19 protein-coding genes and 1 pseudogene are annotated in these 18,278 nt (G+C 57.2%); 6 read left to right on the top strand and 14 right to left on the bottom strand.

Annotated elements, in window-relative coordinates; genetic code table 11:
* Positions 1 to 6: 6 nt before the first annotated feature.
* The 10 genes and pseudogenes from era to rpoE all read right to left on the bottom strand — a co-directional run bounded on the left by era (position 7) and on the right by rpoE (position 8,968).
* Positions 7 to 918, bottom strand: coding sequence for a GTPase Era (gene era, locus NAV33_RS15110; RefSeq protein ID WP_255981461.1), 912 nt, complete (start codon positions 916 to 918; stop codon positions 7 to 9).
* The gene (gene rnc / locus NAV33_RS15105; RefSeq protein ID WP_255981459.1) at positions 911 to 1,600 is read right to left on the bottom strand and encodes a ribonuclease III; all 690 of its coding nucleotides are present in this window, start codon (positions 1,598 to 1,600) and stop codon (positions 911 to 913) included. Before rnc ends, era begins: the two co-directional genes overlap by 8 nt.
* The gene (locus NAV33_RS15100) at positions 1,597 to 1,974 is read right to left on the bottom strand and encodes a DUF4845 domain-containing protein (protein ID WP_255981456.1); all 378 of its coding nucleotides are present in this window, start codon (positions 1,972 to 1,974) and stop codon (positions 1,597 to 1,599) included. Before NAV33_RS15100 ends, rnc begins: the two co-directional genes overlap by 4 nt.
* A gap of 88 nt (positions 1,975 to 2,062) precedes the next feature.
* The gene (lepB, locus tag NAV33_RS15095) at positions 2,063 to 2,920 is read right to left on the bottom strand and encodes a signal peptidase I (protein ID WP_255981454.1); all 858 of its coding nucleotides are present in this window, start codon (positions 2,918 to 2,920) and stop codon (positions 2,063 to 2,065) included.
* A 1-nt stretch (position 2,921) separates the two neighbouring features.
* Positions 2,922 to 4,721: a translation elongation factor 4 gene (gene lepA, locus NAV33_RS15090; protein ID WP_255981452.1), complete on the bottom strand. Its 1,800-nt coding sequence runs from the start codon at positions 4,719 to 4,721 to the stop codon at positions 2,922 to 2,924.
* A gap of 187 nt (positions 4,722 to 4,908) precedes the next feature.
* Positions 4,909 to 6,324 (bottom strand): DegQ family serine endoprotease, encoded by a 1,416-nt coding sequence (locus tag NAV33_RS15085; protein WP_255981450.1) that lies wholly within the window; start codon positions 6,322 to 6,324, stop codon positions 4,909 to 4,911.
* Positions 6,299 to 6,805, bottom strand: a complete 507-nt coding sequence (locus tag NAV33_RS15080) for a SoxR reducing system RseC family protein (protein WP_255981448.1) — start codon at positions 6,803 to 6,805, stop codon at positions 6,299 to 6,301. Before NAV33_RS15080 ends, NAV33_RS15085 begins: the two co-directional genes overlap by 26 nt.
* Positions 6,802 to 7,747 (bottom strand): annotated as a pseudogene (locus NAV33_RS15075) (MucB/RseB C-terminal domain-containing protein). Before NAV33_RS15075 ends, NAV33_RS15080 begins: the two are co-directional and overlap by 4 nt.
* 8 nt (positions 7,748 to 7,755) lie before the next feature.
* Entirely contained in the window at positions 7,756 to 8,355 is a 600-nt protein-coding gene (locus NAV33_RS15070) for a sigma-E factor negative regulatory protein (protein ID WP_255981446.1), read from the bottom strand.
* Positions 8,356 to 8,386: 31 nt separating this feature from the next.
* Complete coding sequence (rpoE, locus tag NAV33_RS15065; RefSeq protein ID WP_019342233.1) at positions 8,387 to 8,968, bottom strand: RNA polymerase sigma factor RpoE; 582 nt, start codon at positions 8,966 to 8,968, stop codon at positions 8,387 to 8,389.
* A 354-nt stretch (positions 8,969 to 9,322) separates the two neighbouring features.
* Here rpoE and nadB point away from each other — a divergent pair, with 354 nt between their 5' ends.
* Positions 9,323 to 10,936, top strand: coding sequence for an L-aspartate oxidase (gene nadB / locus NAV33_RS15060; RefSeq protein ID WP_255981443.1), 1,614 nt, complete (start codon positions 9,323 to 9,325; stop codon positions 10,934 to 10,936).
* Here nadB and NAV33_RS15055 read toward each other — a convergent pair.
* Together NAV33_RS15055 and NAV33_RS15050 are read right to left on the bottom strand one after the other, a co-directional pair.
* The gene (locus tag NAV33_RS15055; RefSeq protein WP_255981441.1) at positions 10,905 to 11,360 is read right to left on the bottom strand and encodes a protein YgfX; all 456 of its coding nucleotides are present in this window, start codon (positions 11,358 to 11,360) and stop codon (positions 10,905 to 10,907) included. The genes nadB and NAV33_RS15055 overlap by 32 nt on opposite strands.
* On the bottom strand, positions 11,344 to 11,598 hold the full coding sequence (locus NAV33_RS15050; protein WP_255981439.1) for a succinate dehydrogenase assembly factor 2: 255 nt from the start codon (positions 11,596 to 11,598) through the stop codon (positions 11,344 to 11,346). The genes NAV33_RS15055 and NAV33_RS15050 overlap by 17 nt, the downstream gene beginning before the upstream one ends.
* Positions 11,599 to 11,753: 155 nt before the next feature.
* On the opposite strand from NAV33_RS15050, the gene NAV33_RS15045 reads away from it, so the two are divergent.
* The 3 genes from NAV33_RS15045 to NAV33_RS15035 all read left to right on the top strand — a co-directional run bounded on the left by NAV33_RS15045 (position 11,754) and on the right by NAV33_RS15035 (position 14,288).
* A complete protein-coding gene (locus NAV33_RS15045; RefSeq protein ID WP_255981437.1) occupies positions 11,754 to 12,701 on the top strand; it encodes a YgfZ/GcvT domain-containing protein in 948 nt (315 codons plus the stop codon).
* A gap of 41 nt (positions 12,702 to 12,742) precedes the next feature.
* Positions 12,743 to 13,579 carry an HDOD domain-containing protein gene (locus NAV33_RS15040; RefSeq protein WP_255981435.1) on the top strand — a complete coding sequence of 279 codons (837 nt, stop codon included), beginning with the start codon at positions 12,743 to 12,745 and terminating at the stop codon, positions 13,577 to 13,579.
* 187 nt (positions 13,580 to 13,766) lie between these two features.
* Positions 13,767 to 14,288, top strand: coding sequence for a DUF4142 domain-containing protein (locus NAV33_RS15035; protein ID WP_255981433.1), 522 nt, complete (start codon positions 13,767 to 13,769; stop codon positions 14,286 to 14,288).
* Between the two features lie 38 nt (positions 14,289 to 14,326).
* Here NAV33_RS15035 and ung read toward each other — a convergent pair whose 3' ends face one another.
* Positions 14,327 to 15,022, bottom strand: coding sequence for a uracil-DNA glycosylase (ung, locus tag NAV33_RS15030; protein ID WP_255981646.1), 696 nt, complete (start codon positions 15,020 to 15,022; stop codon positions 14,327 to 14,329).
* A 242-nt stretch (positions 15,023 to 15,264) separates the two neighbouring features.
* Here ung and NAV33_RS15025 point away from each other — a divergent pair, with 242 nt between their 5' ends.
* Both NAV33_RS15025 and NAV33_RS15020 read left to right on the top strand, forming a co-directional pair.
* A complete protein-coding gene (locus NAV33_RS15025; RefSeq protein ID WP_255981431.1) occupies positions 15,265 to 16,509 on the top strand; it encodes an ABC transporter substrate-binding protein in 1,245 nt (414 codons plus the stop codon).
* 261 nt (positions 16,510 to 16,770) lie between these two features.
* A complete protein-coding gene (locus NAV33_RS15020) occupies positions 16,771 to 17,592 on the top strand; it encodes an enoyl-CoA hydratase (RefSeq protein ID WP_255981429.1) in 822 nt (273 codons plus the stop codon).
* A 31-nt stretch (positions 17,593 to 17,623) separates the two neighbouring features.
* Here the strand turns inward: NAV33_RS15020 and NAV33_RS15015 are convergent, their stop codons facing one another.
* Positions 17,624 to 18,067, bottom strand: a complete 444-nt coding sequence (locus NAV33_RS15015) for a hypothetical protein (RefSeq protein WP_255981427.1) — start codon at positions 18,065 to 18,067, stop codon at positions 17,624 to 17,626.
* Positions 18,068 to 18,278 lie beyond the last annotated feature (211 nt).

Raw genomic sequence — 18,278 nt, 5'->3', positions numbered from 1 at the left:
GCTTATTCAGCTGTATCCCAGCGAGTGCAAAGCACGCTCGTCGTCGGACCAGCCGCTCTTCACCTTCACCCAAAGGTTGAGCATGACCTTGGAATCGAACAGCACTTCCATGTCTTTGCGCGCTTCCTGACCGATGCGCTTAATGCGCTCACCCTTGTCGCCGATGATGATTTTTTTCTGTCCGTCGCGCTCGACCAAGATCAACGCGTGGATATGCAGCACATGCCCTTGCTGCTTGAAATCCTCGATCTCGACGGTGATTTGGTAGGGCACTTCGGCACCGAGCTGCCGCATGATCTTTTCCCGTACCAGCTCGGCTGCCAGAAAGCGGCTGCTGCGATCAGTGATCTGATCTTCTGGAAAGAAATGCTCGCCTTCGGGCAGATGCGAGGCCACTAGTTTCTCGAATACATCGAGATTTTGCCCGTGTTGGGCTGATATCGGCACGATCTCGGCTTTTGGCAATTGCTGCGCCAGCCACTCGAAATGCGGCAATAGCTCACCCTTGTCCTCGACGCGATCGGTCTTGTTCACCGCAACGATCACCGGACCTTCGACGTATTGCACGCGTTCGAGCACCAATTGGTCCTCATCGGTCCAGCGCGTTCGATCGACAACGAAAACCACCACATCGACATCCTTCAATGCAGAGGACGCGGTGCGGTTCATATAGCGATTGAGGGCGGTCTCGCCGTTCTTGTGCAGACCGGGCGTATCGACGTAGACGGCCTGGACGGCACCCTCGGTCTTTATCCCAAGCATGTTGTGGCGCGTGGTCTGAGGCTTGCGTGATGTAATCGCAAGCTTCTGTCCGAGGACGTGGTTGAGCAACGTCGACTTGCCAACATTGGGACGGCCCACAATTGCCACATAACCACAGCGGCTTACGGCATCGTCTTCTACACGCACATCAGTCATTACCATTCTCCACGCCCAAGGCGATCAGTGCCGAGGCAGCGGCAACCTGTTCGGCAATACGCCGGCTGGCACCCTGCCCTTGCGTTTTCTCGTTGAGCAGCGACACCTGGCACTCAACGAAGAACGTTCGGCAATGCGGATCCCCCTGAATGGCGACCACTTCATATTTCGGCAGCTCGCAGGCACGCGATTGGAGAAATTCCTGCAAACGGGTTTTCGGATCCTTATTGGTGTCGACCAGCGTCAGTCCTTCCAGTTCGTTGGCGAGCCAGGCGAGCACGCGGTCGCGTGCGGCCTCCATGCCAGCGTCCAGATAAATGGCACCGATCAGTGCCTCAAGTGTGTCGGCGAGAATGGATTCGCGACGGAAACCGCCGCTCTTCAGCTCACCCGAGCCGAGGCGCAAGTACTCGCCGAGCTCAAAGCCGCGAGCGAGCACCGCCAGGGTCTCGCCCTTGACCAGGCGTGAACGCAGGCGGGACAGCTGCCCTTCCTTGGCTTGCGGAAAGTGGGTGAACAGCGCCTCGCCGGCGATGAAGTTGAGAATGGCATCACCGAGAAACTCCAAACGCTCATTGTTGCGTCCGGCATAGCTGCGATGCGTCAGGGCCAGAAGCATCAGCTCCTGATCCTTGAATTGATATCCGAGCTTGCGCTCAAGACGGGCTAACGAAGTGCTCACGGCATCCTTAGGCGATATTCTTTATCGAAGTTCGCCACCAGATCTAGGTTTCGGATCAGGGGCTCGCGTTTTTCGTAGTTCAGGTTGACCTTGAACTCATTGTTTTCAATCACGACCTTCATCGCCTCTTCGAGATCAAGGTCACGAATGCCATTCACATCCATTCCCTTGCGCACATGGCTATAGAAGTCACGCACCGTGCGGACCTCCGTGGCTTGGTCACTTTCCACTGCGCTGATGATCTTGTCCATGGACATATAGTCAAAGTAGTGCGGCAGCATCTTGAATGCAGTACTGGCAAAGAACGCCACCAGCGCAAGCACCATGATCCAGCTCAGCATGGACAGCCCTTTTTGCGAACGAGCAAAACTCATGTCGACCTCTATGTCGTACGTTACCCACCGATCGGGTTGCTTAAATATAGCGAGCCGGGCCAGGAGAACCGGGCCCTGATTCACAGACTCAGTGAATCAGCCCGACTCGCGAAAAGTTTGGCAGGTTGCTGAATTTCGGATCTGGCCAGCTCATCCATATGGCAAACGCTTTGCCGACGATGTTGCGGTCCGGAACCATGCCAGCCAGGTCGGCGGGAATCGCCGCATCGTGCCAGTAGCGACTGTCATTGGAGTTATCGCGGTTGTCGCCCATCATGAAGTAGTGGCCTTCCGGGACGCGCCATTCGCGGTCAGGTTCGACTCGATAACGGCCCATTTCCTTGCGAATCAGATGCTCCACTTCGCCCAGCTTTTCCTGATACAGCTTGGCACTACCCAAGCTACCCGGCTCCTCGCCAATGAGCATTTCGGGAACCGGCTTGCCATTTATGCTCAAACGCTTATTGCTGCTATAGCGAATCACATCACCCGGAAGGCCAATGACGCGCTTGATGTAATTGATGTTCGGGTCGCTCGGATAACGAAACACCATTACATCGCCGCGCTGCGGATCGCTGACGTCGATGATCTTCATATCGACTACCGGCAGACGGATGCCATAGGCGAACTTATTGACCAGGATAAAATCACCCACCTCGAGTGTCGGGATCATCGAACCGGACGGAATCTGAAACGGCTCGATAAGAAACGAGCGCAACACCAGCACGATAGCCAGCACAGGAAAGAAAGATTTGCCGTACTCGATCAGAACCGGTTCTTTGTTCAGCGCATCTAGCGTCGATTGATCAGGCTCGCCGCCAGTGCGACCTTCATAGTTGGCTATTGCAGCCCGGCGGCGAGGTGCGAAAAACACCATATCGACAAGCGTTAGAAAACCGCATACCGCAACGGCAATTACCAGCAACAGCGGAAAATTGATCGACATATCAGCTATCTACCTTCAGCACCGCGAGGAAAGCTTCTTGCGGGATTTCAACATTGCCGACCTGCTTCATGCGCTTCTTGCCGGCCTTCTGCTTTTCCAGCAACTTGCGCTTGCGGCTTACGTCACCGCCGTAACACTTGGCCAGGACATTCTTGCGCAACGCCTTTACAGTGCTTCGCGCAACGATCTGGCCACCAATAGCCGCCTGGATCGCCACGTCGAACATCTGCCGGGGAATGAGCTCCTTCATTTTCTCGACCAGCATGCGGCCTTTGTAATGTGCATTGTCGCGATGCACGATCAGCGCCAGCGCATCGACCTTGTCCCCGTTGATCAGAATGTCCAGGCGGGTCAGGTTGGCCGATTGGAAGCATTCGAAGCTGTAATCCAGAGAGGCGTAACCGCGGCTGACCGACTTCAGCCGATCAAAAAAATCCAGAACCACTTCGCTCATGGGCAAGTCATAACGCACCTGCACCTGTGTTCCTAGAAACTGCAAATCCTTCTGCACGCCACGCTTCTCAATACACAGCGTGATAACGCTGCCTAGGTGCTCCTGCGGCACCAGAATGTTGGCCCGCACAATGGGCTCTCGCATATCTTCGATAGAGGACAAGTCGGGAAGCTTGGACGGACTGTCAACGTACAGCGTGTCGCCATTCTTCAGCGCAAGCTCATAGACCACCGTTGGCGCGGTCGTTATCAAGTCGAGATCGTATTCCCGCTCGAGCCGTTCCTGGATGATTTCCATGTGCAGCATGCCAAGGAAACCGATGCGGAAGCCGAAGCCCAGCGCGTCGGAGCTTTCAGGCTCGTATTGTAGGGCGGCATCGTTTAGCGTGAGCTTCTGTAGCGCTTCACGGAAATCTTCGAAGTCGTCGGAGCTGACCGGAAACAAGCCGGCATAGACCTGTGGCTTGACCCGCTTGAAGCCGGGAAGCATCTCGACGTCCGGTGTATTGGAGAGCGTCAGCGTGTCACCCACCGGAGCACCATGGATGTCTTTTATGCCAGCGATGATGAAGCCTACTTCGCCAGCCTTGAGATCGGCCGTACTGGTGTGTTTCGGGTTGAATACGCCGACGCTGTCGACCTGATGCGTCTTCCCGGTGGACTTGACCAGAACCTTGTCGCCCTTCTTGATCCGACCATGACGGACCCGCACGAGCGAGACAACGCCCAGATAATTGTCGAACCAGGAATCGATGATCAGCGCCTGCAACGGCGCATCAATTTCGCCCGTTGGCGGCGGGATGACTTCCACCAGGCGCTCCAAGACATCGTCCACACCCATGCCGCTCTTGGCACTGCAAGCGACGGCATCGGTAGCATCTATACCAATGATGTGCTCGATTTCGTCCTTTACTTTGTCGGGGTCGGCCTGGGGCAAGTCCATCTTGTTCAGGACAGGCATCACTTCCAGGCCCTGTTCGATCGCCGTATAGCAGTTGGCAACCGATTGAGCCTCGACTCCCTGACCTGCATCGACGACCAACAGCGCACCTTCACAGGCCGCCAACGAACGGCTCACCTCATAGGTGAAATCCACGTGTCCCGGGGTGTCAATGAAATTTAGCTGGTAGGTTTTGCCGTCCCTAGCTTTGTAGTAAAGCGTGACGCTATGCGCCTTGATGGTGATGCCTCTTTCACGCTCGAGATCCATCGAATCCAGCACCTGCGCGTTCATTTCACGCTCGGTCAGACCACCACACATCTGGATGAAACGGTCAGCCAGGGTCGACTTGCCATGATCGATGTGCGCGATGATGGAGAAATTGCGGATATGACTCAGGTCGCTCACAGCTAAACACTCGAATATGCCGCGAGCTGACTGCCCGCCGAAAATAGCCGCAAAGTGTACCTGATCGGTCTATTCAGCGCCACGCCGCCTCAGAACCCAACCCAGCAGGTCCGTGAACCACGCCAGCGAAAACAATCCTTCAGAACAAAAAAAGAGGGCCCGGAGGCCGCTTCTTTACCCAATCGCTTTACTCCGCAAGCTTGAACGTGATGAAGCTCGCTCTTCCTTGACGCAATACCCGCATGGAAACCGACCGATTCTTCGGCAGTTGCTCCGCAACGCGGCCGAAGGTCGAGGCAGAGTCGATCGCCTGATTGTTCAAATGCGTAATTACATCACCCGGTCGCAGGCCGATCATCGCGGCCGGACCACTCAATACCTCGGTGATTACCACGCCACCAGGCAAGTCCAGGCTGCTCTTTTGCTCGGCAGTTAATTCCGACACCTTGACGCCCAGCCGATTGCTGCTTTTTTCTGCGCGACCGCCTGTTGCCGCTAACTCCTCGCCCTCTTCCGGCAATGCGCCGATCGTGACGGTCAACGTCTCGCGGTCGCCATCGCGAACGATGCCAAGCTTAGCCTTGGTGTTCGGCTTGATCGCGCCGATCAAATGCGGCAGGTCGGCAGACATGTCAATGACATTGTCATTGACACTAAGGATCACGTCGCCCACGCGCAGACCGCCCTGAGCTGCAGGGCCGCCGTCCATCACTTGAGCGACCAGAGCGCCCGCCGGGCGCTCAAGCCCGAACGATTCGGCCAAGTCTCGATTGACCTCCTGTATGACCACACCCAGCCAGCCACGACTGACTTTTCCGTCAGTTCGTAACTGATCTGAAACGTCTAAGGCGACATCGATTGGAATAGCAAACGACAGGCCCATAAAACCGCCCGACCGTGTAAATATCTGCGAGTTGATGCCGATCACTTCGCCCTGCAGATTAAACAGCGGCCCGCCCGAATTACCGGGATTGATCGCGACATCGGTTTGAATGAAGGGAACATAACTTTCGTTTGGAAGGTTGCGCCCGGTCGCACTGACAATACCCGCCGTTACGGTGTGGTCGAAGCCGAACGGCGAACCAATTGCCAGTACCCACTCACCGACCTTCAACGCACTGGACGTTCCCAGCCTAACCGTCGGCAAACCGGTAGCTTCGATTTTTAGCAATGCCACGTCGGTACGAGGATCAGCACCGACCAGTGTTGCTTCCAGTTCACTGCGATCCGGCAAGCGAACAATTATTTCGTCTGCATCGGCAACAACATGGTTATTGGTCAACACATAACCATCGGCCGAAATGATAAAGCCGGAGCCTAGCGACTGCGCCTCGCGCCGCTGATCCTGGCCCGGCATTTCCGGAATGCCGTGTTCAAAGAACTCTCGAAAGATTGGGGGCAGTCCTTCGAGATCCGGCATGTGCGGGCTGGCGGCACGAGTCTGCACTTTTTGCTTGGTGCTGATATTGACTACTGCAGGCGAGGCGCTTTCAACCAGGGGCGTGAAATCGGGTAACTGCGCATTAGCCACCGCGACCTGCCCTAGAAAATACAGTGCAGCGACAAGAGCAAAGCAGCTATTCCGTTGAACCTTCAAAATCATTCTCCCTTGATGAAAACAAACCCACCCGACCACCTGCCGCAGAGCCCACCGGCAATGCGCGCAACACAACTGGCTGCAAACCTGGATCGCCTGCAGTTCGCTGGCTGCGCTTACGCACGATCAGCCAAGAAAACAGAAATCCCCCAAGCCCGGCAAGTATCACGTACGGCTCTGCTACCGAAAGCTTCGTAGCAATAAGCGCCGAGGCAAACAGCACAACCAGCGGAAAAAGATAAACAAGGATGGCGCCACGCAGCAACGCGTCCTCACGGATACCGACGACGACCAAATCACCCACACGAAGCTGAAGATTGGATACCGCGCATATCAGCTCGCGTCGCTCGCGAACGCCAAGACGGTCCATCAGCCTTTGGCCACAACCGTTCCTGGCGGAACAGCCTGAACAGGTACTGTTACGTTGCGTCTCAACCCAAACAGCCCCAGGCTCTACAGCGATCACGCGCCCAGGCTCTTCAATCATCGCGACGCCTGTTCGGCCCCGGACCGCATCGACAGCGCGACTCGCTCAGCGGTACCCAGTGGAATCTCGCCAACGACCGTCACCATCACATCACCGCCGGCTGTGGAAATGCGCTTGGACACCGCCACCGTTGGTCCCATCTGGCTGCGTGCATCTTCAACTACAGCCCCGCGTAGCGGCTCCAGGAACACCGAAAAACGAGCGAGTCCGTCACCATAAGAGAGCCAAGCCACCGACTCGTCGGAAGCTGGACTGGGGCGAACGTTCGAGTCGAGCAACTGGAAACCCATCGGAAGCCAGTCAGAGTGCCATTTCGGTACTTTCGATTCACGCTCCGCATTCAATGAAACAGGCTTGCATGCCGACCCAGCCTGGACGTCGGTGAGCTGAACTGAACCTGGAGAGAAATGGGTGAACTGGAAGCGCTCGAACAATTGGCCGTTCTCATCGAGCAGCAGAGACTTGAGCGGCAATGCCGTTTCGCGATCTAAGTGCAGTTCGAAACCGTAACGGTGCTGATCTTTCGGCCGAATAGCCAGTGCTACGGTGGGTCGCCCGGCAACTCGCGACTCACCAATGACCTGAAAGTCGTACCACTTGGAGAGTACGTTCGGATCGAACTGCTGGTGACGCCGAGACTGGGCATCACGGACTTGAGATGCTAAATCCTCACTGGCGCACTGAACCTTGCCATCCACCAACGAAACCTCTGCTGGCGGACCGTCCAGTTGCAGCAAACGCTCGCGCAGCTTCTGATCATCGACAAGCTGCCAGACGGCATGGCTGGAAAAACTACCGTTGCGCTCATACACGAAGGTGCCGAGGTAGCTCTGTTTTTTTTTCAGCCGCCGCAAGACGTTGCATCCAGTCTTCAGCATCAGCAGCAAAGGCCGGCATTGATAGCCAGCCTCCGAGTACCACACACAGCGGTATTACACGCATGTTGTTCCTTAACGATCTTCCATGCTGGCAGCACGAGCATAAGGCAGCGCGCTTTCAGAGCCACTACCGAAAGCGGCCTGCTGTGCGTGCTGGCGGACGTACGCCGGCAAACGCTGTTCATGCCACCCTTCGACGGGCACCTGGGCACTCGCCGTCTGAGCTTCCGGCGCACCAGCATTTTCACTATAGCCAGCCAACACAGCTGGCCCTTGATTGGCCTGCGGCACCGCAATGCTAGGCTGAGCGGCCTGCTGCGCGACCTGCGGACCAGCGACTTCGCTCTGATTGTACAGGCGCACACCAGCTAGCACCGCTACGGTAACCGAAGCTGCAACGGCCAGACGCCCCAGGTTGCGCCAAGCAAAACGCTGTGGCTTAACCGCAGTAATGACGGGCTCGTCAGCCAAGGCAGCCGACACCGCCGAGGCAATATCCAGACGAGGCTCGACCAACTCCTTGTGCATTGCGGCACGAGCAATTTGATAACGCGACCAAGTCGATCGCATTTCGGTGTCGCCGTCTGCAGCAAGCACTCGACGTAATTCCAACTCGTCCGCTTCGTTATCCATCACCGCGGACAGCGATTCATGCAGGGCTTCACGACTCATGGCGGTTCCTCTCTTGGCTGTCGCCGCTGTCTCAGGATTCATGCAACAAAGGTTGCAATGCTTTATCGATGGCTTCCCGCGCCCGGAATATCCGTGAGCGGACCGTACCCACCGGACACTGCATGACGTTTGCAATGTCTTCATAACTAAGACCATCAAATTCACGCAGTGTTAGAGCCGTACGCAAATCTTCTGGTAGTTGCTGGATAGTTCTATGAACTGTGTCTTCTATTTCGTCCCTTAGAAGCGCGCGCTCCGGCGACTCGATGTCCTTGAGGGCGTGATCACCTTCATAGAACTCCGCATCTTCGGAACTGACATCGCTGTCAGGCGGCCGCCGTCCTCGGGCCACCAAATGATTTTTCGCCGTGTTGATGGCGATGCGGTACAGCCAGGTATAAAAGGCGCTGTCCCCGCGAAAATTCGCCAGCGCACGGTAGGCTTTGATAAAGGCTTCCTGCGCAACATCCTGAGCTTCGTGAGAATCATGTACGAAGCGTACGATCAACCCAAGAATCTTATGCTGATACTTTAGTACCAACAGATCAAAAGCCCTTTTGTCTCCCCGCTGCACTCGTTCGACCAGTTGCTGGTCCTGCTCCTGGGTTAGCATAAACACTCCTCCATGACCTGGAAGGAGTGCTGCGCTCGCCAGCGAGCTGACCTGCCAGAATAGACCCGGGCTTTACACAAAAGTTCTCCCCCTCCAAGCAAGCTTTCCTGCAACACACCTGACGGCACTGGCAAGCAACGCCGCAAAACAGATCGTTTCGACAACGTTCTACTGGTATCCACAGCAAAAACCAGCCGCCCACGCATTGATGGCCAGCCGGCTTGCATCCACAACTGTGTATAGAGACGGACTTGCAAAAAAAGTTCCAAGGCATCAGCCACATAAGACATGGGCTGCTATTTTGCAGGGGGAAGCACTCTATATACTAGGGTCATCTTCAATGCGAGATCCGAAATGAGCCAACATTATCAGTACGACGTTCTTGTCATCGGCAGTGGCGCCGCTGGCTTGACGCTGGCACTCAACCTACCGACCGACCTCCGCGTCGCGGTACTGAGCAAAGGTGACCTGGCCAACGGATCGACGTACTGGGCTCAAGGCGGCGTCGCTGCAGTGCTGGACACCACCGACACGGTTGAATCCCATGTCGTCGACACACTCATCGCGGGCGGCGGGCTGTGCAAGGAAGAAGCCGTGCGCTTCACGGTCGAACACAGTCGCGAAGCCATTCAATGGTTGATCGAACAAGGCGTTCCCTTCACCAAAGATGAAGCGGATCGGGAGGATGGCAGCTTCGAGTATCACCTGACACGTGAAGGCGGGCATAGCCACCGCCGCATCATCCATGCAGCCGATGCCACCGGCGCAGCGATCTTTAATACGCTGCTTGCACGCGCTCAGGACCGACGTAATATCGATCTGTTGCACCAGCGCGTCGCCGTCGATCTGATCACCGAGCGCAAGCTAGGCTTGAGCGGCAAGCGCTGCCTTGGCGCTTACGTGCTGAACCGAGGCACTGGCGAAGTGGATACATTTCAAGCGAAATTCGTCGTTCTAGCGACCGGCGGAGCCGCCAAGGTGTATCTCTACACTAGTAACCCGGACGGCGCGTGCGGCGACGGCATCGCCATTGCCTGGCGCGCGGGCTGCCGGGTCGGCAATCTGGAATTCAACCAGTTCCACCCCACCTGCCTTTACCACCCTAAGGCAAAGAGCTTCCTTATCACCGAGGCATTACGTGGCGAAGGCGCCTTGCTCAAGTTGCCTGATGGCGAACGTTTCATGCCGCGCTTCGATGCTCGTGCTGAGCTGGCTCCGCGAGATATCGTTGCCAGAGCGATAGACCACGAGATGAAGCGACTAGGTGTCGATTGCGTTTATCTGGACATCAGCCACAAGCCTACGGAATTCATCAAGAGCCATTTTCCCACGGTCTACGAGCGATGCCTGGAGTTCGGCATCGACATCACACGCGAGCCGATTCCAGTAGTACCCGCAGCTCACTACACCTGTGGCGGCGTTGTCGTCGATCAGTCCGGCAGGACCGATATACCAGGGCTCTACGCAATTGGCGAAACCAGTTTTACCGGGTTGCACGGCGCCAACCGCATGGCCAGTAACTCGCTGCTGGAATGCTTCGTCTATGCCCAATCAGCCGCCCAACATATGCTCAGCGAGCTGCCGGATATAGAAGCGCCAGGCAACCTACCGACCTGGGACGCCAGCCAGGTCACCGATTCGGACGAGGACGTGATCATTGCTCATAACTGGGACGAGCTGCGACGGTTCATGTGGGATTACGTCGGTATCGTCCGAACCAACAAGCGACTCATGCGCGCACAGCATCGGGTGCGCTTGCTGCTTGGTGAGATCGACGAGTTCTATAGCAATTACAAAGTCAGCCGCGACCTGATCGAGCTGCGGAATCTAGCCATGGTAGCGGAGCTGATGATCCGTTCAGCGATGCAGCGCAAGGAAAGCCGAGGACTGCACTACACCCTGGATTACCCTGAGCAGTTGCCCGATGCGGTGGATACTATTCTGGTGCCGCCCACCTACGGCGACTGAACTTCAACCTGACCCGTAGGCGCCGATGCTGTTCGGGCGGCATCGAGCCTCGGGGAATGCAGATCCCACGAACGAGCCATTCGCCTGGCACCTTGAAGCGCAGCACTACAGCCAGCGGCAACGCGAGACTGTCAGGGCGCAGCTGGACGGGTTGCCAGCCAGCACGCCGACTCCATAGCGACCAACCCTGCTGATCCTGGCGCAAGCCGAGCCAGGACGAATCGCGGGAAAGCAGGATGCGAGAAGGTATCGCCCAGCCAGCATGCAGCAGGCAAAGCAGCAAACTGAGAGATTGAAACCAGAACGGGATTGGCAGCGCCAACAGGGTAACGATGGCCGCTAGCAGCACCGTCACATAGAGTGCCAACAACAGGCTCGAAGCCTGCCAGCGGCATTCGAATGTCTGGTTACTTGGGCTGGACACGATCGAGAATCATCCGAACGATGTAGCGCAGATCTTCGTCATCGGGCTCGGAGCGCTCCATGAACCAGCCAAACATGTCCTGGTCCTCGCAGCTCAACAACTTGCGGTAGCGGCGCTGGTCTTCTTCATCCAGTTGCGGGTAAACCTCTTTAACGAAGGGCACCAACAGGACGTCCAGTTCGAGCATGCCGCGGCGGCTCTGCCAGAACAGGCGATTGAGTTCGGATTGTTCGACCATGCAAATGCTCCTGAGTTGAAGCCCGGCATTATAACGGGTGGCGCAGCGGGCCGGCACGTCTGTCAGCAAGCCAGAGCAGAGTGGCACCTGGCGCACGCTGTGTTTTGCCAATGCCCTGCTATGATGCCCGTCCGGAATTTTCACGGCGACCAGTCATGACCGACACTGCTTTTTTCTGCGTCCTGTCGCATGAGGGCGTTCTGGCCGTACGCGGCCCGGACGCCAGCAAGTTCCTGCAGGGACAACTGACCTGCAACCTCAATTACCTCGACGCCCAGCATTCGAGCCTCGGCGCACGCTGCACCCCTAAAGGACGCATGCAGTCGAGTTTCCGCATCCTGCCGGAGGGCGAAGGCTATCTGTTGGCCATGGAACGCGAGCTGGTGCAAACGCAACTCGCGGACCTGACCAAATATGCGGCATTCTCAAAATCCAAACTGTATGACGAGAGCACCGAATGGGTCCGCTTCGGGCTCAATGCAGGCGATGGCGTTCTGGTCAACCTCGGCCTGGATCTTCCGCCAGAAGCCGACAGGATGGTCACCGCCCACGGACTGATCGCCATCCGCCTTCCGGATGGTCGTGCAGAGCTCTGGGTCCGTGCGGTAGACGCCGAAACCATCCGCTTGCGGCTCAGCGCCCAGCTTCCCGAAGCACCGCTTGAACATTGGCTAATGGCACAGATTCGCGCGGGGATCGGACAGGTCGTCACCGGTACCCGGGACCTGTTCATTCCGCAAATGATCAACCTTCAGGCGCTGGGTGGCGTCAGCTTCAAAAAAGGCTGCTATACCGGCCAGGAAATCGTTGCGCGGATGCAGTATCTCGGCAAACTGAAGCGCCGCCTGCATCGGCTTGCCGCTGAAAATGCCGAGGCGGAACTGCCCGCTCCAGGGCTAGAGCTGTATTCACCCGTTCATGGCTCCAGCGTGGGCGAAGTGGTCCTAGCGGCAAGCGTCGACGGTGCATTGGAACTGCTTGCCGTGCTGCAGGAGGACGCCGCTGCAGACGGTCGAATATTCCTCGGCTCACCAGACGGCCTGCCGCTGACCTTGCTCGATCTGCCATACATGCTAGACGCGGCCAGAGAAATCCAGCGCTAGCCATTGCCTGCCACGCCCAACACAGAATATTAAGGAACGACATGAGCAGCATTGCCGATAAAGTCCAACAAGAATTGATGCGAGCGATTGAAAATGACGAACTGGTCCTGCCGACACTTCCGGAAGTAGCACTACGTGTCCGCGAGGCAGCGGAAGATCCAGACGTGAGCATTCCGATGCTGGCCAAGGTGATCGGCAACGACACCGCCCTTACCGCTCGCATCATCAAGGTCGTCAACAGCCCTTTACTGCGTACCAATCGGGAAATCAACGATCTGCAGATGGCGATCAGTCGTCTTGGCATCAACTACACCTCGAACCTGGCAACCGGCCTCGCCATGGAGCAGATGTTCCAGGCCACCACCGACGTGGTGGACCGTAAAATGCGTGAAGTTTGGAACAAAAGCACCGAGATTGCCGCTATCAGCCATGTTCTTTGCCGCAACTTCACACGCCTTCCCGCTGATCAGGCGACACTGGCCGGGCTCGTGCACCAAATCGGTATACTGCCGATCCTGACCTACGCCGAAGAACACAGTGCGCTGCTAAGCGATTCAATCAGCCTCAACCATGTGATCGACCGGATCCATCCAATCATCGGCGAGAAAATTTTGCGTACCTGGGAATTTCCAGACTCGATCGCCACGGTTCCTGGCCAGCACCTTAATTTTTCTCGCGTGTCGGATAAGGCCGACTACGTGGATATCGTCCAAGTGGCGACCCTGCAGAGCTACAGCGGTACATCGCACCCCTATACGCAGCTGGATTGGAACCAGATTCCCGCGTTCGCCAAACTAGGGATCGATCCGAACTCCCTACTGCAGGAAGACGAAGACCTGTCGGCGGCCATGGACGCGGCCATGAGCATGCTGCAATAACCCTTCGCGGGTGCCGCTCAGCACCCGCTCGCCCTGCCCCCTTCTCGACCGCTCGCCGGGTGCATGGAACCGCTATTGCGCACTCCAGTCACAAAATAGACGGCGTTCCTGCCGCATCCTCGCTAGTGCACCCATGGCCATGCCTTCGGCGCCGCACAAGCTTGCCGGTTAGATGAAGGAGAACAAGATGACTCGCACAACCAAAGCATTTTTATCGGGTACCGCTGCATTGTTATTTGGTGTAGCCGCAAACTTTGCGCTGGCAGCCGAAGGTGAGAACTTCGTTGACGAGGCCTCTGCGAAGGGCATGGCGGAAATCGAAACTGCCAAGCTTGCGCTGGATAAAGGCACCTCTGAGGACGTCAAGACATTCGCCCAGAAAATGATCGATGACCACACCAAGTCGAATCAGAAACTTGCCGAACTGGCCGGGCAGCACGAAGACCTTGAGATGTCTGACGAAGCCATGTTGATGGACAAGGCCAAGGCCATGATTCTAAAGCTGCGTGACGGCGAGAATTTCGATGAAGCCTATGCTAACAACCAGGTTGTCGCTCACGAGCAGACTATCGAGCTGTATCGCGAATATGCGCAGAATGGCGAGAATGCCGAGCTCAAGCAGTTTGCCGAATCGACTTTGCAGGAGCTTGAGCAGCATCTGCAGCATGCCAAAGAGCTTGCTTCCAAGCACGGCGGGAAACAGCAATAAGGCGGCGGCACCTGGCGCCGCCTGCACGGCGCCAGGTGTCAAACTTCGGCCGGCAATTCCCAGCCGATCGGCACCAGGCCTTGCTGCTTTAAAAACTGATTAGCCCGACTGAAATGACCGTTACCAATAAAACCTCTATGCGCCGACAGAGGCGACGGATGTACCGACTTAAGCAGTAGATGCTTGGTCGGATCGATCAGTTTGGCCTTACTCTGCGCATGCGCGCCCCAGAGCATGAACACCACGTTTGGCCGTTGCTCGCTCACCACTTCGATGATTCTGTCGGTCAGGCGTTGCCAGCCCATCTTCGCATGTGACCCCGCCGCCCCTTGTTCCACGGTGAGCGACGTATTGAGCATCAGCACGCCCTGATCTGCCCAATGCTGCAGATAGCCATGGCGAGGAATAGCCAGATTCAGGTCGCGTTTTAGCTCCTTGAAGATGTTTTGTAGTGACGGCGGTGGCGCCACACCCGGCTGCACCGAAAAGCATAACCCGTGCGCCTGCCCGGGGCCGTGATAGGGGTCTTGCCCGAGAATGACCACCCGGACCTGCTCCAGCGGTGTCGAATTCAGCGCATTGAAAATCAGCGGCCCCGGCGGATAGATGACTTTCCCTGCCGCTTTCTCGCGCCGCAGAAACGCGCCCAATTCCTTCATGTATGGCTGCTCGAACTCTTCATGCAAGGCCGCCTTCCAGCTGGCTTCGAGTTTGACGCGGTCATCTTGTGTCATAGCGCTTTCCTGGTCCGCCGAGTCGCCGACCCTAAGGAAAGGAAACCGACGAGTCAATGCGTGCCCCCACGCAACCCTCTGCTTCTTGCCCCAACTGCAGCCGACAATTCTCTCAAAAATGTCGTACGCCGCACGCCTGTACATAAGGCCTTTGCCTACGACTAATTAAAGGGTGACGAATAGCCGCAGGGCACGGTAAAAAAAGCATCTCGCCAACAAAAAAATACAACAAGGATCCTGCGATGAAACGGACTACCCTCTTAGCTCTGGGGTTGGGTTTCTGTCTTGCTGCTGAAGCTGCCGACCCGATTACCCTCGGCCTCAACTATCCCCGTACCGGCAGCTATAAGGAAGAAGGCCTTTCGCAGATGCGCGGCGCATTGCTGGCCATCGACGAAATCAACGCTAAAGGCGGCGTGCTGGGCCGGCCATTGAAACTTTCCAGCCGCAACTCTGCATCGCGACCGGAGAAGGCCGTGGCCAACGTCGACAAGCTGGCTGACGAAGGGGCTGCCATGCTGTTTGGCGGCGTCTCGAGCGCGGTCGCCATCGCGGCCGGCAAACGTGCCAAAGAGCGCGGCTTGCTTTACTTCGGCACCCTTACCTATTCCAACGACACGACCGGCAAGGACGGTCATCGTTACATGTTTCGCGAATGCAACAATGCCTGGATGAGCGCGCAGGTGCTGGGCCAGTATTTGAACAAGAACCTGCCGAACAAGCGCTATTTCTATATCACCTCCGATTACACCTGGGGCCATACCAGCGAAAGCTCGCTGCGCCAGGCAACCGGTACACAGGACAAGAGCAAGCATCCTGGCCTCAAGACAGCATTTCCTGGAGCACGTCTCTCGGATTATCGCGAAGCGTTGACCCAGGCGGCCAATAGCGATGCTGAAGTTTTAGCGCTGGTACTGTTCGGCGAAGACTTGGTACGAGCGATGCGGATCGCCGATGACCTGGGTTTGAACAAGAAGATGCAAATCGCTGTACCCAACCTGACGTTGAGCATGGTCGAAACCGCAGGCCCAGACATTATGCGCGGCGTGCTGGGCACCGAACCGTGGACTTGGCGGGTACCGAAGCTGGAAGGCGCGGCTGCCGGGCAGAAGTTCGTCGAGAATTACGACGAACGCTACCAAACTCACCCGTCCAGCTCGGCTGCATCAGCGTACAGCATCGTCTATCAGTGGGCCGATGCAGCGACCCGCGCCCGCAGTCTGGATAGCGAACAGATCATCGCGGCGCTCGAAGGCCATCGCTACAGCCTGCTTAAAGACGAACAGGAATGGCGCGCCTTCGACCACCAGAACGTGCAGACGGTATACGCCGTCAAGGTCAAGCCACGTGAGGAAGTGCTCAAGGACCGCTTCAAGCAGGACTACTTCGAAATCGTCCATCGCCTGACCGGTGAGCAAGCCGCGCCGACCCATGCCGAATGGCAGGCCGAGCGCCGTACAGCCGGCCAGACACTGGCACTGCAATAAGCCGCAGACAGGGTGGCACTGGACAACCCAGTGCCACTCTAACGTTTCGCCGGCCCGACTCCCCTGCACGCGGAATATGGAAGCATCCATATCACCGCACCAATCGCCTCCTCCCCCGCCCAACGCCGCATCGCATACCAGCCAAGGCACCGCCACTGAACTAGCGTATCGCGCAGATGCCATGAGCGCCTGAAACGCACAGGCCATTCGCGAATCTCATGCAGACAAGTACGCATTTGACCCCCGACGAGGAAGATGACCATGAGCACTACTGCAGTTGAACCTTACAAGTCCGGGGTCTTCGACCTGACCCATAAGCTGACAGTGGAAAAGCACGGACATACCGCGCTAATCACGATCAACCATCCGCCCGCCAACACCTGGGACCGTGAGTCGCTCATTGGTCTCAAGCAAGTCGTCGATCATCTGAACCATGATGACGAGGTTTACGCGTTAGTAATCAGCGGCCAGGGCGAAAAATTCTTCAGCGCGGGGGCCGACCTCAAACTCTTCGCCGATGGCGACCGCACCCGCGCGCAGGAGATGGCGAGGCGCTTCGGCGAAGCGTTCGAAGCACTGCGTGAGTTTCGCGGCGTATCGATAGCGGCTATCAACGGCTTCGCGCTCGGCGGCGGGCTCGAGTGTGCGTTGGCCTGCGATATCCGCATCGCCGAACAACAGGCACAAATGGGCCTGCCTGAAGCGTCGGTCGGCCTGCTGCCATGCGCGGGCGGCACCCAGGCGCTCGCCTGGCTGGTGGGCGAGGGTTGGGCCAAGCGGATAATCCTCTGCGGCGAGCGAATTACCGCAGATACTGCGTTGCGTATCGGTTTGATAGAACAGATCGTAGAGCCCGGCGAGGCCCGCGGACATGCATTGTTGTTAGCCTCGCGCGTGGCTCGTCAGAGTCCGGTCGCGGTGCGCGCGATCAAGCCGCTCATCGACTCGATGCACACCCGCGGCCCAGCCACCCTTGCTGCGAAAGAACGCGAAGCCTTCGTCGATCTATTCGAGGCTGACGACACGCTCGAAGGCGTCAATGCATTTCTGGAAAAGCGCGACCCGCGTTGGAGAAACCGGTAGATCACGTTTCGCTCAGAATGACGCTGCCATCTTAATGACGATAGCCTCGGTTATTGAAGTCGCGATGCTGATGCATCCGGTAATCGCGGCCGTCACGAACCAGCGGCGGCCGCCCGAAATTCCGATCATTGCGATTCCAGCGCTGAGAGCGATCGAACCCCGAATGCCGGCCGTTGTTCGAGCCCTGTAGCTGATTAATCGCTCGGCGGCGGTCATTGTCCCAGCGTTGCCGGTCAGACCCACGGTGCCGGTCGTAATACTGCGGTGGCAACTGACCCTGGTAGCGCGGCGGCAGGTTTTGTGGATATTGCCGATGCTGCGGATATGGGCTTCGCGGGTCGTACTGATACGAACGACTGTCGACGCGATAACTACCGCCATCCGGTTGGTAGAACCATACGCCGCCGCGCGAGTCGGCGTACGCCTGGGTGCCCAGCCCTAGGCCAAGCAACAAAACCAAGATTCGAATCTTCATCGAGCACCTCCAACAGCCGCTCTGCCTGAAAGCTGCGACCTCACTCCATAAGACCACAGCAAATAGCCACCTGACGATCGAGCGGACAGTCGGTGCATTTCCACATATGTCAGCGCCCCGCCTCGTCCCGTGCGGCATACGCAGGCACCCGCGGCTTGTATGGCCACCGTCGCTTCCCGATAATAGCGGCCTTTTAGCTCGGGCTCATGCA

The organism is Stutzerimonas stutzeri, assembly GCF_024448715.1.
Lineage (GTDB): Bacteria > Pseudomonadota > Gammaproteobacteria > Pseudomonadales > Pseudomonadaceae > Stutzerimonas > Stutzerimonas stutzeri_AR.
Note: the sequence above shows the minus strand (reverse complement) of the source record. Positions and strands in the feature narration are given on the sequence as shown.

Bases quoted from the DNA above. Each gene is read 5' to 3' on its own strand.
- era (WP_255981461.1), bottom strand. From the start codon at position 918: ATGACTGATGTGCGTGTAGAAGACGATGCCGTAAGCCGCTGTGGTTAT.
- NAV33_RS15100 (WP_255981456.1), bottom strand. From the start codon at position 1,974: ATGAGTTTTGCTCGTTCGCAAAAAGGGCTGTCCATGCTGAGCTGGATC.
- lepB (WP_255981454.1), bottom strand. From the start codon at position 2,920: ATGTCGATCAATTTTCCGCTGTTGCTGGTAATTGCCGTTGCGGTATGC.
- NAV33_RS15085 (WP_255981450.1), bottom strand. From the start codon at position 6,324: ATGATTTTGAAGGTTCAACGGAATAGCTGCTTTGCTCTTGTCGCTGCA.
- NAV33_RS15080 (WP_255981448.1), bottom strand. From the start codon at position 6,805: ATGATTGAAGAGCCTGGGCGCGTGATCGCTGTAGAGCCTGGGGCTGTT.
- NAV33_RS15070 (WP_255981446.1), bottom strand. From the start codon at position 8,355: ATGAGTCGTGAAGCCCTGCATGAATCGCTGTCCGCGGTGATGGATAAC.
- rpoE (WP_019342233.1), bottom strand. From the start codon at position 8,968: ATGCTAACCCAGGAGCAGGACCAGCAACTGGTCGAACGAGTGCAGCGG.
- nadB (WP_255981443.1), top strand. From the start codon at position 9,323: ATGAGCCAACATTATCAGTACGACGTTCTTGTCATCGGCAGTGGCGCC.
- NAV33_RS15050 (WP_255981439.1), bottom strand. From the start codon at position 11,598: ATGGTCGAACAATCCGAACTCAATCGCCTGTTCTGGCAGAGCCGCCGC.
- NAV33_RS15045 (WP_255981437.1), top strand. From the start codon at position 11,754: ATGACCGACACTGCTTTTTTCTGCGTCCTGTCGCATGAGGGCGTTCTG.
- NAV33_RS15040 (WP_255981435.1), top strand. From the start codon at position 12,743: ATGAGCAGCATTGCCGATAAAGTCCAACAAGAATTGATGCGAGCGATT.
- NAV33_RS15035 (WP_255981433.1), top strand. From the start codon at position 13,767: ATGACTCGCACAACCAAAGCATTTTTATCGGGTACCGCTGCATTGTTA.
- ung (WP_255981646.1), bottom strand. From the start codon at position 15,022: ATGACACAAGATGACCGCGTCAAACTCGAAGCCAGCTGGAAGGCGGCC.
- NAV33_RS15025 (WP_255981431.1), top strand. From the start codon at position 15,265: ATGAAACGGACTACCCTCTTAGCTCTGGGGTTGGGTTTCTGTCTTGCT.
- NAV33_RS15020 (WP_255981429.1), top strand. From the start codon at position 16,771: ATGAGCACTACTGCAGTTGAACCTTACAAGTCCGGGGTCTTCGACCTG.
- NAV33_RS15015 (WP_255981427.1), bottom strand. From the start codon at position 18,067: ATGAAGATTCGAATCTTGGTTTTGTTGCTTGGCCTAGGGCTGGGCACC.